The sequence below is a fragment of the Candidatus Flexicrinis affinis genome, from assembly GCA_016716525.1.
Classification (GTDB): domain Bacteria; phylum Chloroflexota; class Anaerolineae; order Aggregatilineales; family Phototrophicaceae; genus Flexicrinis; species Flexicrinis affinis.
Genome location: JADJWE010000001.1, coordinates 1,804,097 through 1,818,260 on the forward strand (window position 1 = coordinate 1,804,097; position 14,164 = coordinate 1,818,260).

The following is a 14,164-nucleotide window of genomic DNA, read 5'->3' on the forward strand; positions in this document are numbered from 1 at the left end:
GGCGACATGGAGGTACAGCAATGGAGAGCGAAACCGTGCAGACGGTCCAAAAGGACGTCAACCTGCGGCCAATGACCATGTCGGACTTTCCCGACGTTCATCGGCTAATCTGCGAGTTTGATCTGTCCTCAATCGGGCATGCCGGACTCTCGTTGGAGGATGTGCGCGATGACTGGTTGGGCCGGGCGCGCTTCGAGCTGGAGCGCGACGCGATCGTCGTCACCACGCAAGGCGGAGAGATCGTCGGGTTCACCGCCGTTTTTGAGTACCGTGACCCGCCAGTTCGCCCGTTCATGTGGGGAATCGTCGCGCCGCAGTACCGCGGACAGGGAATCGGCGCCCGCCTGATCGAATGGTCGATCGATCGGGCACGCAAGGCAGTTCCTCACGTCCCTGACGAGGCACGCGTGGTCCTTCAAGCGACGGCGTTTGGCGCGCACGATTTCACCAAGCACGCGCTCAAGCGGCATGGCTTCTACTATGCCGGATCGTTCTACGCGATGCGGATCACGTTCGATGCTGCTCCTGAGCCGGCGACCTTCCCCGAAGGCATCCGCCTGATCACGTATGCCGACCGGCCCGACCCGCGCATGTTCGCCTATGTCTACGGTCACAGCTTCGCCGACCATCGGGGTTGGCTCGTCAAGTGGACGATGGAACACCCGCTCCATCGCGTAAACGACATGCTGTCATGGCCGGACACCGACCCCAACTTGATCTTCTTCCTCATGGACGGCGATCTACCGGTTGGTCTGCTTACCGTTCATCCATCGGACGAGGACGACCCCGACTACGCCAACACACATTGGTTGGCGATCATGCCGGGCTACCGGCGCCAAGGGTTGGCGCGTCAGCTGTTGCAGCATGCTTTTGTGACCGCGCACGCGCTTGGCAAAAAGGGCCTGACGCTCAACGTCGACGCCAGCAGCCTCACCAACGCTGTGCGGCTTTACGAAAGCGCGGGAATGCACGCGAAATACCAGTGGGACGCCTATCACCTCGAACTGCGCCCCGGGATCGAGTACACCCGGCAGTAAAGCCTCTGCCTACACGGTCAGATCGTGCTTCTTCTTTAGGATCGCCGCTGCCCGCTCTATCTCGGCGGCGGTCCTGTCTTTGTCCCAACCGGTAACACCAGCGACGATGTGGCCGACCTCGACCAGTAGGTCGCGCGTGAATCCGCCGAGCCAGGCCATCACGGTACGACGAAGCACGAGGTCGTCAAGATGCGTGATCTGCTCGGTCGCGGCAATCCATTCGATCTCGCGCTTTGTGTAGCCGGGATGGAACCGCAGCGGCGCATCCTCGCCATCCGCCATAAAGCCGGCGATATCACGCGCTGTCGTGCCGTAACGCTCGAACAACGTCTGCAGACGCTCGCGGTCGATATGAGTCTCGGCTTCCAGATCGGTGATCCACGCCTTCTCGTCCGTCGGGTAATCGCGCCCGCCCCCGAAGGCGATGTGTGTCGTCGATGCCTTGCGCTCGCGTCCGAGCCGGCTCAGAACGCGGTCTGCGGTCTGTTCGCTGAACGCACGGTACGACGTCCATTTGCCGCCAACGAGAGACAACGTCGGGAACGAGACTGCGCCGTCCGGCTCGGTAACCTGAATGTGATGATCGCGGCTTACGTTGCCGGTGAACCCCTTGTCGGCGGTAGGCAGAGGACGCACACCGCTGAACTTGAACACGATGTGCTCTTCGCTGACCGTGATTCCCGGCAGGATACGGTTCACCAGTTCGAGCATGTACTGTGTCTCTTCGGGCGTACACACCGCCTTGTCCGGGTCGTCGATCCGAATATCGGTCGTGCCGACCATCACGCGGCCGTCGACAAACGGCAGGATCAGCACAATGCGGCCGTCTTTGTTCTCGAAGAAGAACTCGCCTCCGCTGCACGCCCGGTACAGCTCGGGATGATCGAGGATCAAGTGCGAGCCTTTCGTTCCGCCGATGAACTTCGACTCAATGCCCATCGATCGCATCGTGAAGTCGATCCACGGCCCCGCCGCATTGACGACGACCTTCGGCGTGAAGTCCAGCGTCTCCCCGGTCAGTTCATCGCGCAATTGCACGCTGTCCTTTGATGCGCCGACCGCCGACACGTAGTTCAGCGCGATCGCCTGATCGGACACGCGCTCTGCTTCCTGTACCAGTTCGAGACAGATCCGCTCCGGGTACGGCATGTACGCGTCGTAGTACTGCGCCACGTACTTGACGTCCTCACGCAGGCCAGGGTACGTCTTGAGCGCCTCGTCACGGCCGAGAATGCGGTGAGTTGGCATCACACGGTAACTGCGCGCGAACCAGTCGTAGAAGATCAGGCCGATCTTAATCACGACTGCACCACGCTCGGACGGCTTCTCGCGAAGTCGTAGAAACTTGAGCGGCGCGTTGAACAAACCACTGAACAGGTTGAAGATCGGAATGGAGGTCAGTAGCGGCTTGGAGTAGTGCGGGGCATTGCGCAGCATCAAGTTGCGTTCGGTCAGCGCTTCGCGCACGAGCCGGAACTCGCCGTTCTCAAGGTAGCGGATGCCGCCGTGCAACATGTGGCTCGATGCGGCGCTGGCACCGGAACCATAGTCCGCCTTGTCAACCAGGGACGACATCTACGCCTTGATGGGCGAGATCGCGAAACGTGCCGATGCCGTTGATTCCCGCGCCAATCACGAGCACCGAGGCTTTGGGGTTCGCCTTGAGCCGATCCCACTTCTGCGTTCGAGACAGCATTGTTTCGCCTCCTGTGCGACGTACCTCACTGTATGTATTCATTATACCGCCGCCTAAGCGGACGAGAGGACTACTTGGCCACATCGCGTGCGCGGTATCCTCTGTGGTGGAAGTGCTGCACCGTAAGCCCATACTTTCCTGCGCGTCAGAGTCTCGTTAGGCAAGTACATCACCGAGGATTGAACCCATGAAAATCGCAATGATCGGCCTTGGCAAAATGGGGGCCAACATGACGACTCGCCTGATTCGCGCGGGTCATTCGGTTGTCGCCTACGATCGCAACCACGAGGCAGTGACGCTTGCGGCGGCAGGCGGCGCTGTCCCGGCCGACGGACTGGACGAGGTGGTCCAGCAGCTTGATGCGCCGCGCGCAGTTTGGCTGATGGTCCCCGCCGGCGCGCCGACCCAATCCACGATCGACGATCTCGCCCAACGCCTGTCGCCGGGAGACACGATCATCGACGGGGGGAATTCCAACTACGCCGACTCGATGGCCGCGGCCGAGCGACTCAAGCCGCTCGGCATTCACTTTGTCGATGTCGGCACGTCGGGCGGGGTGTGGGGGCTCAAAGTCGGCTACAGCCTGATGATCGGCGGAGACGATGCGGCCGTCGCAGCGCTGACTCCGATCTTCAAAGCGCTTGCCCCGGCGCCCGACCGCGGCTGGGGCCACGTTGGGCCGGCCGGTGCCGGTCACTTCACCAAGATGATCCACAACGGCATCGAGTACGGCATGATGCAGGCGTTCGCCGAAGGCTTGTCGATCATGCGTGCCAAGAAGGAGTTCGGCCTCGACCTCGCCGAAATCACACGTATTTGGCAGGACGGCAGCGTGGTCCGGTCGTGGCTGCTTGACCTGATTCACGACGCGCTGACCGAAGATCAGGCGCTCGAGGACATAGCAGCCTATGTGCCCGACAGCGGTGAGGGGCGCTGGACGGTGTTCGAGGCGATCAATCTGAACATTTCAGCGCCGGTCATCACGACCGCCCTCGAGCGCCGTATCCGCAGCCGCGAGGATGGATACACCGATAAGCTGCTGTCGGTCATGCGTAACGCGTTCGGCGGTCACGCCGTCAAGAAGGCGGGAGACTAGCCGATGCAGCACAGCGAACAGATCACAGTCGTCATCTTCGGTGCCTCGGGCGACCTCACGCATCGCAAGCTGGTCCCGGCCCTGTACAACCAGCACGTCAAAGGTCGCCTGCCGGACAACGTGCATATCGTCGGCGTGTCGCGCTCACAGTTCTCGGATGAGGAATTTCGCGAGCGCATGAAAGATGGCGTGCAGCAGTTTTCGCCCGAGCACTTCGATTACGAGCGCTGGAACGCGTTCGCCCCGCGCATGCGCTACGTTGCGGCCGACGCCGGCCAATCGGACGGCATGCAGACGGTCAAGCAGGCGCTGGACGCGTGCGGATCGGACGTTGAACACCGGCTGTACTATTTGTCCGTCGCGCCGAAGTTGTACGCGCCGATCGTCAAGCATCTCGGCACGCACGGCATGGCAAACGAAGACGCGGGCTGGCGCCGCATCGTCGTGGAGAAGCCGTTCGGCGTCGACCTTGCATCCGCGCACGCGCTGAACGACACGATCCATGCGGTGTTCGGCGAAAGTCAGGTCTACCGGATTGACCACTACCTCGGCAAGGAGACCGCGCAGAACATCCTGTTCTTCCGATTCGCCAACTCGATCTTCGAGCCGGTGTGGAACCGCAACACGATCGACAACGTGCAGATCACCGTTGCCGAGCAGGTCGACGTCGGGCACCGCGCAGACTTCTACGACGGGGCTGGTGTGCTGCGAGACATGTTCCAGAACCATCTGATGCAGCTCCTGTCCCTCATCGCCATGGAACCGCCTACTTCGTTCGAGGCCAACGCCTTGCGCGACGAGAAGGTCAAGGTACTTAGGGCTGTCCGGCCGCCGGACCCATCGCACACCGTCCGCGGGCAGTACGCCGGCTACCGTGAGGCATCGGGCACCGCACCCGACAGCAAGACTCCCACCTATGCCGCGCTGGAGCTGTACATCGACAGTTGGCGCTGGCAGGGCGTCCCGTTCTACCTGCGGTCGGGAAAGGCCCTTGCGCGCAAGCAGTCCGAGATTGTGATTACATTTCGCCGGCCACCGCACCTGATGTTCGACGGCGTCGACCCGAATGCGATCACGCCCAACGTGCTCTCGATTCGGATTCAGCCGGACGAAGGGGTGCATCTCACGATTCAAGCGAAAGAGCCCGAGACGACACAGTCGATGCATCCGGTCGATCTCACCTTTCATTACCGCGATAGCTTCGAGACGTCGACCGTGCCGGACAGCTACGAACGACTGCTGATCGACGCTATCTCTGGCGACGCCGCGCTGTTCACGCGTGAAGACGAGATCGAAGCGGCGTGGCGTATCGTCGATCCGATCATCGCCGGATGGGAGAAGTCGGCCGACGCGCCGCCGCTGGCGTTCTACACCCCCGGCACGTGGGGGCCGGATGCGGCCGACGAACTGCTTGCCCGCACCGGCAGACAGTGGCATGTCGGGGATCTCGATCATTAGACAGCGGCGCACAACACGTTGCAATCGGTATACTGTGGGCCGGGCGCGAACTTGGCCCATATTTGTTGTGATTGGATACTGAAAGGGGCTGCCGATGATCGATATCCCTACCCTACCCGGCGTCACGGCCAAGCACGTCGAAACGGCCCGCCTATCGACCCGCGTACTGTTCTCCGGGCCGGACGACGGCACCCCGGTGCTGTTCATTCACGGCAACGCAAGCAATGCTACCTACTGGGAAGAAACGATGGTCGCGCTGCCCGCTGGTTTCCGGGGCATCGCGCCGGACCTGCGCGGATACGGCGGCGCGGACGGGGCCAAGTTGATCGACGCGACACGCGGCCCGGGCGACTGGGTGGACGACCTGATTGCGCTCATGGATCAGCTCGGAGTCAACCAGTTTCACATCGCGGGGCACAGCCTCGGCGGCGGCGTGTGTTGGGGCCTGCTGCGCGACCATGCCGACCGCCTGCTCTCGGTAACGTTGGCAGCGGCGAGTTCGCCGTATGGTTTCGGCGGCACGAGGGGCACGGACGGTCAGCCATGCTATGCCGACTTCGCCGGCTCGGGCGGCGGGGTCGTCAACGCTGGGTTCGTGCAGGCCATTGCAGACGGCGATAGGTCGGATACACCCAACTCACCGCGCGACGTGATGAACAAGTTCTATTGGAAACCGCCGTTCCGCGCCGCGCGCGAGGAGGATCTGCTATCCGGCTTGCTCAGCGAGCACACCGGGCCACAGCAGTACGCCGGGGATTTCGTGGCGTCGCCGAACTGGCCCAACGTCGCGCCGGGCGTGTTCGGGCCGATCAACGCGCTGTCGCCGAAATACACGGGCGATGTCAGCAAGATTTGGACGAACCCGGTCAAGCCGCCCGTGTTGTGGGTTTACGGCGCCGACGACCAGATCGTCAGCGACAATTCACTGTTCGACCTCGGAACGCTCGGAGCGTTCGGAGTCGTCCCGGGTTGGCCGGGCGCCTATGTGTTCCCGCCGCAGCCGATGATCAGCCAGATCAGCGCCGTGCTTGCCAAGTACGCATCCGAGAGCGGTGACGTCTCGATACTTCCACTCAAGGACTGCGGCCATACGCCGTACCTCGAATACCCGCAGGAGTTCAACGCGGCATTTCACGCGCTGCTCGCGCGCGCCTAACAGGTTTGCCGACGATCATTTGACCAATACGGTGAACAGGTTACAATCCGCGCTTAGCGAGCCGTAGTCGCCCGCTGTAGCAAGACACTCACTGGAGGGAACACATGCGTGCCAAAATAGTAGTCCTTGTTCTCCTCGCCGCGCTGCTGGCCTTCGGCAGCGTCGCGCAGGAAGCCGCGCCGCTCAAGATCGGCTTGTTGACCGACCTGTCCGGCGTGCTCGCCATTTACGGCGTCGAGCTTGACTATGGCCTCAAGCTGGGCCTGCTGTACGCCGCCGGCATCGACCCGGCCGAGTATGACAGCCTCGACGCCGCGCTGGCCGATCTGACGATCGCCGGAAGACCGGTAGAGATCCTCGTCCGCGACAACACAAGCAACCCGGACACCGCGAGCCAGCAGGCACGCGAGCTGATCGAAAACGAGGGCGTTGAAATTCTCGTTGGCGCCCCGTCCTCGGGCGTGACGCTTGGGTTGCAGCAAGTGGCCGTCGACTACGAGACGATCCTATTTGCCGCTCCCGGTGCATCGCCCACGATCACCGGTTCGAACTTCAACCCGAACACCTTCCGCGTGTGCCGCAACACGGCGCAGGATTCGCTGGCACTCGCATCGTACGCCACCGAGCTGGGCGAAAACTGGGTTATCCTCGCCGCCGACTATGACTTCGGTCGCGCCTCTGCCGCCGCCTACGAGGCGACTCTGGGTGCCTTCGGCGTCAACTTCGCCAGCGAGGTCATTTACGCCCCGCTTGAAACGACCGACTTCACCGCCTATCTCCAACAGGTGAGCGACAGCGGCGCCGAGGTTCTGCTCCCGATCTGGGCCGGTGATACGACAATCCCGCTTCTGCAGCAGATCGCCGAGTTCGGGATCTACGAGAACATGGCCGTCATTGGCGCGCTCAACAGCAATGATCTCGTCGCGCTTTCCGACCCGAGCACGATCGGTCAGGTCGCGCCGGGCGTTTACCACTACGCGTTCCCGCAGACCGAGGTCAATGACTGGTTGGTCGAGAAGCACGTCGCGGTCACTGAAACGATGGGCGCGGTCGACTACCCCGACCTGTTCACCGAGTGTGCGTTCGCGACCGGTCAGGCGCTGTATGCCGCGGTCGACGCTGCTGGCGGTGATACGCTGCCCGAATCGCTCATCCCGCAGCTCGAGGGTCTGGTATTCGAAGGCCCGAAGGGTACGTACTTCATCCGCCCGGGCGATCATCAGGTGCTGGTGCCGATGTACGTCGCGCAGTTGGATAACCTCGACAGCCCCGAGTACGCGTTCTGGACGCTGATCGCCGAGGTCGATGCGTTGGCAGCGAACCCGCCCTGCCAGCTGGAGGGCGACTACGCCGATCGCTGCGCGCTGAACGACACCTTCATCGAGGAAGTCGTCACGCCGGCAGTCGAAGCCATGAGAGCCGAAGAATAGCCGCAAAGAGTATCCGTCCGGGGGCAGCGCCAACGCCCCCGGACGCCATTCTTGGAACAGTGACATGACACCAATTCTTGAAACGCACTCGTTGACGAAGGCGTTCGGCGGCTTGGTCGCGGTTAGCGACGTATCAATTCAGGTCGAAGAAGGTACGACCCACGCCGTTATCGGTCCCAACGGCGCCGGCAAGACGACCCTGTTCAACTTGCTGTGCGGCAACTTTAGGCCCACAAGCGGGCGCGTGATCTATGATGGCCGGGACATCACAGACGTCCCGCTTCATCAGCGCGCTCATTTGGGCATCGGCCGGTCGTTTCAGATCATCAACTTATTCCCGAACCTGACCGTGCTTGAGAACGTGCGATTGGCCGCTCAGGCACTGGGAAGGGACAACTTCCGCATTTTTCAGCGCGCCTCGACCATCGTGCCGTACGTGACACGAGCGGCGGAAGCCCTCGAACTTGTCGGCCTGCAAGGACATGCCAGCATGCCGGCAAGCGTGCTCCCCCACGGCGGCAAGCGCAAGCTCGAACTCGCGATCCTTCTTGCGGCTGATCCGAAACTGCTGCTGCTGGACGAGCCCACGGCGGGCATGGCGTCCGAACAGGTGCCGGAACTGATGCAGATCATCAGCCGGGTTCGCAGTATGGGCGGGCGGACGATCGTCATCGTCGAGCACAACATGAACGTCGTGATGAACGCGTGCGACCGAATCACGGTGATGAACCTCGGTCAGGTGCTTGCCGAGGGGACGCCAGCGGAGATCGGCGCCAACAAGCAGGTTCAGGACGTGTATCTCGGCCAGCTGTACGACCTGCCCGGAGGGCACGCATGACCGACGTTCTCGCGCTTTCGGGCATCCACACGTTCATCAATCAGTTTCATATCCTCGAAGGCGTGGACTTCACCGTCCCTGCCGGAAGCATCACAGTACTGCTGGGGCGTAACGGCGCCGGCAAGACGACCACCCTGCGCACGATTATGGGCATGACCCCGCCGTCCGCTGGCGACGTGCTGTTCAACGGCACGAGCATCAAGTCGCGCGCGCCGCATGCGATCGCCCGACTCGGCGTCGGCTACGTGCCGGAACACCGCGCGATTTTCCGGGAGCTGACCGTTCTCGAAAACCTGCGCATTAGCGAGCGCGCCACCGGCGACCTCGAACGCACGTCCGACTTCATATTCCGACTGTTTCCGGACCTCAAGCGGCTTGTGACGCTGCGCGGCGGGAGCTTGTCCGGCGGGCAGCAGCAGATGCTGGCTGTCGCGCGCGCGCTCGTGGCCGACAATCGCCTGCTGTTGATCGACGAGCCGAGTGAAGGATTAGCGCCAGTCATTATTGAGCAGCTCATGGCCGCCATCCGCGAGCTGGCCGCGGACAAGACCGTGCTGCTGGTCGAGCAGAATTTCCGCGTGGCTTCACGTCTGGCCGATCGCTATGTCATCATCGACGATGGCCACAGCGTCCAGTCCGGCTTGATGCCTGACCTGATGCAAGATGAAGCCACGGTGCAGCGGTATCTGGGGGTGGCGTAATGCTCAAGTCGCTCGTTCCGACCGGCCGTGGGTCGGTCGCAACATCCGTCGCGCTGATTGGCGCGATACTGATCTTCGCGTTCATCGCCGCCAACTTCTCACCCGGAACATTTGCGATCACACTGCTTACCGGGCTGCTCCGTGCGATGCTCTTGTTCCTCGTCGCCGCGGGTCTGTCGCTGATTTTCGGCTTAATGGATATCCTGAACTTCGCGCAGGGCGGATACTTCATGCTCGGCGCATACATCACGTTCGACGTCGTGCATCCCGAGGCGGGCATCATGTCGTTCGGCAGTCTTATCGCCGATCCGACGATGCGCTTCGCGTTCGCAATCACGATTGCCACACTCATCGGTGCGGTCCTCGGCTACGTGCTTGAACGCGGGCTGCTGCGTCCGCTGTACAAGCGCGCGCTGTTCCAGCTTGTGCTGACGTTCGGCGTCTCGATCATCCTGCTGGAGGCGGTCAAGTTCCTGTGGGGTCCGTCGCCGTACAGCTGGACGGTCAGGTTGCCGATTCAAGAGTCGCAGTTCCGGATCTTTGACACGCCATTCAGTACCTACCGCCTGTTCGTCATCGCTATGGGCTTGATGCTGATGGCTGTCGTGATTGTGCTCTTGAGGCGCACACGCATCGGCATCATCATCCGGGCCGGCGTGCAGGATCCGGAAATGGTCAGCGCGCTGGGGATCAACGTGCGCGCGGTATTCACACTGGTGTTCACGCTCGGGTGCGCATTGGCTGCGTTCGGCGGCGGGGTAGCGGTACCGTTCCTTGGGGCGACGAACTCGCTCGGCGCGACGTTCTTGCTGGCGAGCATCGCGGTCATCGTGCTCGGGGGACTAGGCAGTTTCGAAGGCACGGCGGTCGGCAGTTTTGTAGTCGGATTGGGCTGGGCTGCGATGGAACAGTTCAGCGCACGCCCTGAGATCGGGACGGTGCTGGCGAGCATGTCGCCGATGCTGCTGCTGGCGCTGGTGCTGCTGCTGAGGCCCAAGGGCCTTTTCGGGGAGGATCGCTAGGCCATGGCGCAGAACCGTCTCACGCGCTTCCTCCGCAACGAGTGGATTTACATCGTCTTCTCCGTGCTGCTCGTTCTCTTTCCGCATATTGTGGGTGGGATCACCGGCAGCAGCCCGTTCGGCGTACAGCGTGGATCGCGCTTTATCATGTCGGGCGCGGCTGTGTATTGGATGTCGATCCTGATCGACATTTTCGCCCTCTCCGTGCTGGTGATGAGCTACAACCTGATGTTCGGGTTCACCGGAGTCATCAGCTTCGGACACGCGATGTTCTTCGGGTTGGGCGGTTACCTGCTCGGCATGGTGACGCAGATGACCGGTCTGCCGCCCGACCTCGCGTTCTTCGTCGGCGTCGCACTCGTGATCGTCGTGAGCGCCGTGCTGGGGCTGGGTATCGGATTTGCGACACTGAGGCTGCGCGGCGTCTACTTCGCGATCTTCACGCTAGCCGTGTCGGAAATGGTGCTGATCTACTTCGGGCGCTGGGCCGTGACCGGCGGCGAGGACGGGTTCGCGCTCTCCACAATTCCGGTATGGATCGACGCCGCGCAGAGCCGCATCAACCTGTACTACGTCAGCCTCATCTTGTTTGCCGGGACGTTCGTGTTCATCCGTCGGCTCGTCAACTCGCCTGCCGGCGCGGTGTTCAAAGCAATCCGCGAGAACGAAATGCGCGCGCAGGCGATCGGCTTCAACACGCTGCGGTTCAAGCTTTTGTCGATCACGATTGCCAGTGTGCTTGCGGGCTGTGCCGGCATCATTCACGCACTTCTGGCGAAGAAGATCGGCCCGGAAATGCTCAACGTGTCGCACACTGTAGACGCGTTGTTGATGACGATCATCGGCGGAGTTGGAACGTTCACCGGGCCAATCCTTGGCGCGTCGGGCCTGACGCTGGCCGACGTGCTGCTGCGCGAAGCGACGATCACGATAGGGTCGCTCACCATCGACATCGGCGACAGTTGGCTGCTGATCCTCGGCCTGATCTTCGTGCTGGTCGTGCTGATCTTCCCGTTCGGAATCGTCGGGACGTGGAACCGGCTTCGGATGCGCTTCGCACGCCGCTAGTCGACCCAATCGAACGTGCGGGTCACCGCCTTTTTCCACCCGGCGAACAAGCGGTCGCGCTCGAGGTCCGGCATAGCGGGATCCCACCGATGCGCGATCTGCCAGTTCTTGCGCAGTTCATCCAGCCCGCCCCAGAAGCCGACGGCCAGACCCGCCGCGTAAGCAGCGCCGAGCGCCGTCGTCTCCGCCACGACCGGCCGCACCACCGGCACGTCGAGGATATCGGCTTGGAACTGCATCAGCAGGTCGTTGTGGGTCATACCACCGTCGACCTTTAGGGTATGAAGCTGCACGCCGCTGTCGTTCAGCATGGCGTCCATGACCTCGCGCGTTTGGTAGGCGGTCGCCTCCAGCGCGGCACGCGCGATGTGATTCTTGTTGATGAAGCGCGTCATGCCCACGATCGCGCCGCGCGCGTCGCCCCGCCAATAGGGCGCGAACAGCCCGCTGAACGCCGGGACGAAGTAAATGCCGCCGTTGTCCGGGACCGCGCGGGCCAGCGCCTCCACGTCTGGCGACGACTGGATGATGCCGAGGTTGTCGCGCAACCACTGCACGAGCGATCCGGTCACGGCGATACTGCCCTCTAACGCGTACACCGCGGGCTGGTCGTCCAGCTTGTAGCCGACGGTCGTCAGCAGACCGTGCTGGCTGAGCACGATCCGTTCGCCGGTGTTGAGCAGCATGAAGCATCCCGTGCCGTAGGTGTTCTTGGCCTCGCCGACGTCATAACACGTCTGCCCGAACAGCGCCGCCTGCTGATCGCCGAGTATCGCCGTCAGGGGGATTTCGCCGCCACCCACGTTGACCGAGCCATAGGGCTCAGGCGTGCTGGATGCCCGGATCGTTGGCAGCATTTGGCGGGGAACACCGAGCTCGGCGAGGATCTCCGCATCCCAGTCGAGCGTTTCCAGGTTCATAAGCAGTGTACGGCTGGCGTTAGTCACGTCGGTGACGTGGGCTTTGCCGCCGGTCAAATTCCAGATCAACCACGTGTCGATTGTGCCGAACAGGGCATCGCCGCGTTCCGCCGCCTCGCGCAGCCCGGAGACGTTCTCCAGCAACCAGATCAGCTTGGTCCCGCTGAAGTAAGTGGACAGCGGCAGTCCTGTTTTCTCGCGGAAGCGGTCGGCGTCGCCGGCCGCGGCAAGTCTGCCGACGATCTTGTCCGTGCGCGTGTCCTGCCAGACCACGGCGTTGTAGAATGGCTTGCCAGTGTTGCGATCCCACACGATCGTGGTCTCGCGCTGATTGGTAATGCCGATCGCCGCGACATCTGTGGATTGCGCGCCGACGGCCTTGAGCGCACCGTCGATAACGGCGTGCGTCCGGTGGATTATTTCCGCCGGATCGTGCTCGACCCAACCAGCCTGCGGGAAGATCTGCTGATGCTCCAGTTGGTGTGAACCCGCGATGCGCCCGGACTTGTCAAACAGAATGAAACGCGTGCTTGTGGTCCCTTGATCGAGCGCGCCAACATATTTCGCTGCCATAATTCACCCGCCGGTTGTGAACAGATCTCATGGTTACTATATTGACTCACAATTGACCCGGCTGACGAGTGATCAGTCAGCACTCGCTGGCCAGACTGCACTGCCCTACGTCTATCGACAAGGACCCGTGACACCGTGAGACTTCCTCCAAGCCGCAGGCCGGTTGAGCTGATTGAACGCCGTTTCCCAAGCGCGAACATGGCGATCGTCCGCGGGCCGCGCCCAATACTGATCGACCCCGGCTTTGCGACTGATGTCGCCGAAGTCGAATCGCACCTCGAACGCCTAGATCTGCACCCACGTGACCTGCAGTGCATCGCCCTCACGCATTATCACTGTGATCACAATGGCGCCGTCGAATACTTCCAGCAGGAATACGGCGTGCCCATTGCCGCAGAACGCACCGAAGCCGCCGCGGCCGTCGACGGCACGCTGAAGCGCATGATCAGCAGTTGGTTCATTCAGCCCGCGCCGCGATATACCGTCGACCTCTACCTTGACGATGGCATGGTACTCGAGACCGGCGGCCCTGCTCTTCAGGTCGTCGCCACGCCGGGGCATACGGTGGGGCACATTAGTTTCCTGACCGACGAGGGCACGCTCGTCGCCGGCGACACGTTCCATGCCAACGACGTCGCGACAGTGACGCCTTTTCGTGAAGGCGCGACCAGCCTCCACAGGCTGATCGCAAGCATCCACCGTCTGCACACGCTCGACGCCCCGGTGCGGCGTGCGCTGTCCGGGCATGGGCCAGTCATCACAGCGCCGGACGAGGCGATGGAAGCGGCGCTCGAACGGCTCGACTCGTGGGCCGCCGAGCCTGAGCGCGCGGCGTGGCATGCCCTCAAGCGCCTCGGGACGTACAACCTGATGCTGACTGACGGCATGGCCGAACGCGATTTTGCCGCGTTTCTTCTGCGCGTCCCATGGTTCATTGACTACGCGAAACACGCCTTCGGAACGACGCCGCAGGACTTTGTCTCACCCTATCTAGCGGAGCTAACGCGTGCCCGGGCCATCGAAGTCGAGGACGGCTTCGTCCGGCCAACGACACCGTACCAAGCGCTTCCAGCAGGCTGGCTGGATGCGCATATCAGGTGACATTTGCGGAATCAGGTCGATAGCGGGTAATCTGAATACTCAAATACTTTGGCCGTGAATTCGTGCGG

The 14,164-nt window shown here is 62.3% G+C and carries 11 protein-coding genes and 1 pseudogene; 10 read left to right on the plus strand and 2 right to left on the minus strand.

Annotated elements, in window-relative coordinates:
- The first annotated feature begins 20 nt into the window (after window positions 1-20).
- Window positions 21-1,037 (plus strand): GNAT family N-acetyltransferase, encoded by a 1,017-nt coding sequence (locus IPM16_07790; GenBank protein ID MBK9123012.1) that lies wholly within the window; start codon window positions 21-23, stop codon window positions 1,035-1,037.
- Between the two features lie 9 nt (window positions 1,038-1,046).
- On the opposite strand, the pseudogene IPM16_07795 reads toward IPM16_07790, so the two are convergent.
- Window positions 1,047-2,733, minus strand: a pseudogene (locus IPM16_07795) (glycerol-3-phosphate dehydrogenase/oxidase).
- A 187-nt stretch (window positions 2,734-2,920) separates the two neighbouring features.
- Here IPM16_07795 and gnd point away from each other — a divergent pair.
- The 8 genes from gnd (at window position 2,921) to IPM16_07835 (ending at window position 11,502) form a co-directional block, all read left to right on the plus strand.
- The gene (gene gnd / locus IPM16_07800) at window positions 2,921-3,829 is read left to right on the plus strand and encodes a decarboxylating 6-phosphogluconate dehydrogenase (protein ID MBK9123013.1); all 909 of its coding nucleotides are present in this window, start codon (window positions 2,921-2,923) and stop codon (window positions 3,827-3,829) included.
- A 3-nt stretch (window positions 3,830-3,832) separates the two neighbouring features.
- Window positions 3,833-5,287, plus strand: a complete 1,455-nt coding sequence (zwf, locus tag IPM16_07805; GenBank protein ID MBK9123014.1) for a glucose-6-phosphate dehydrogenase — start codon at window positions 3,833-3,835, stop codon at window positions 5,285-5,287.
- A gap of 94 nt (window positions 5,288-5,381) precedes the next feature.
- Window positions 5,382-6,443 (plus strand): alpha/beta hydrolase, encoded by a 1,062-nt coding sequence (locus IPM16_07810; protein MBK9123015.1) that lies wholly within the window; start codon window positions 5,382-5,384, stop codon window positions 6,441-6,443.
- Window positions 6,444-6,547: 104 nt separating this feature from the next.
- The gene (locus IPM16_07815) at window positions 6,548-7,873 is read left to right on the plus strand and encodes a substrate-binding domain-containing protein (protein MBK9123016.1); all 1,326 of its coding nucleotides are present in this window, start codon (window positions 6,548-6,550) and stop codon (window positions 7,871-7,873) included.
- A gap of 64 nt (window positions 7,874-7,937) precedes the next feature.
- A complete protein-coding gene (locus IPM16_07820; protein ID MBK9123017.1) occupies window positions 7,938-8,711 on the plus strand; it encodes an ABC transporter ATP-binding protein in 774 nt (257 codons plus the stop codon).
- Entirely contained in the window at window positions 8,708-9,412 is a 705-nt protein-coding gene (locus tag IPM16_07825; GenBank protein ID MBK9123018.1) for an ABC transporter ATP-binding protein, read from the plus strand. Before IPM16_07820 ends, IPM16_07825 begins: the two co-directional genes overlap by 4 nt.
- Window positions 9,412-10,434 carry a branched-chain amino acid ABC transporter permease gene (locus IPM16_07830; protein ID MBK9123019.1) on the plus strand — a complete coding sequence of 341 codons (1,023 nt, stop codon included), beginning with the start codon at window positions 9,412-9,414 and terminating at the stop codon, window positions 10,432-10,434. Before IPM16_07825 ends, IPM16_07830 begins: the two co-directional genes overlap by 1 nt.
- Before the next feature lie 3 nt (window positions 10,435-10,437).
- On the plus strand, window positions 10,438-11,502 hold the full coding sequence (locus IPM16_07835; protein MBK9123020.1) for a branched-chain amino acid ABC transporter permease: 1,065 nt from the start codon (window positions 10,438-10,440) through the stop codon (window positions 11,500-11,502).
- Here IPM16_07835 and glpK read toward each other — a convergent pair.
- The gene (gene glpK, locus IPM16_07840) at window positions 11,499-12,995 is read right to left on the minus strand and encodes a glycerol kinase GlpK (protein ID MBK9123021.1); all 1,497 of its coding nucleotides are present in this window, start codon (window positions 12,993-12,995) and stop codon (window positions 11,499-11,501) included. The genes IPM16_07835 and glpK overlap by 4 nt on opposite strands.
- Window positions 12,996-13,130: 135 nt before the next feature.
- Between glpK and IPM16_07845 the strand changes: the two genes are divergently transcribed.
- Complete coding sequence (locus IPM16_07845) at window positions 13,131-14,096, plus strand: MBL fold metallo-hydrolase (GenBank protein MBK9123022.1); 966 nt, start codon at window positions 13,131-13,133, stop codon at window positions 14,094-14,096.
- Window positions 14,097-14,164: the final 68 nt, after the last annotated feature.

Excerpts from the sequence above, each read along its gene's own strand:
- IPM16_07790 (MBK9123012.1), top strand. The coding sequence starts at position 21 with ATGGAGAGCGAAACCGTGCAGACGGTCCAAAAGGACGTCAACCTGCGG.
- gnd (MBK9123013.1), top strand. The coding sequence starts at position 2,921 with ATGAAAATCGCAATGATCGGCCTTGGCAAAATGGGGGCCAACATGACG.
- zwf (MBK9123014.1), top strand. The coding sequence starts at position 3,833 with ATGCAGCACAGCGAACAGATCACAGTCGTCATCTTCGGTGCCTCGGGC.
- IPM16_07810 (MBK9123015.1), top strand. The coding sequence starts at position 5,382 with ATGATCGATATCCCTACCCTACCCGGCGTCACGGCCAAGCACGTCGAA.
- IPM16_07815 (MBK9123016.1), top strand. The coding sequence starts at position 6,548 with ATGCGTGCCAAAATAGTAGTCCTTGTTCTCCTCGCCGCGCTGCTGGCC.
- IPM16_07820 (MBK9123017.1), top strand. The coding sequence starts at position 7,938 with ATGACACCAATTCTTGAAACGCACTCGTTGACGAAGGCGTTCGGCGGC.
- IPM16_07825 (MBK9123018.1), top strand. The coding sequence starts at position 8,708 with ATGACCGACGTTCTCGCGCTTTCGGGCATCCACACGTTCATCAATCAG.
- IPM16_07830 (MBK9123019.1), top strand. The coding sequence starts at position 9,412 with ATGCTCAAGTCGCTCGTTCCGACCGGCCGTGGGTCGGTCGCAACATCC.
- IPM16_07835 (MBK9123020.1), top strand. The coding sequence starts at position 10,438 with ATGGCGCAGAACCGTCTCACGCGCTTCCTCCGCAACGAGTGGATTTAC.
- glpK (MBK9123021.1), bottom strand. The coding sequence starts at position 12,995 with ATGGCAGCGAAATATGTTGGCGCGCTCGATCAAGGGACCACAAGCACG.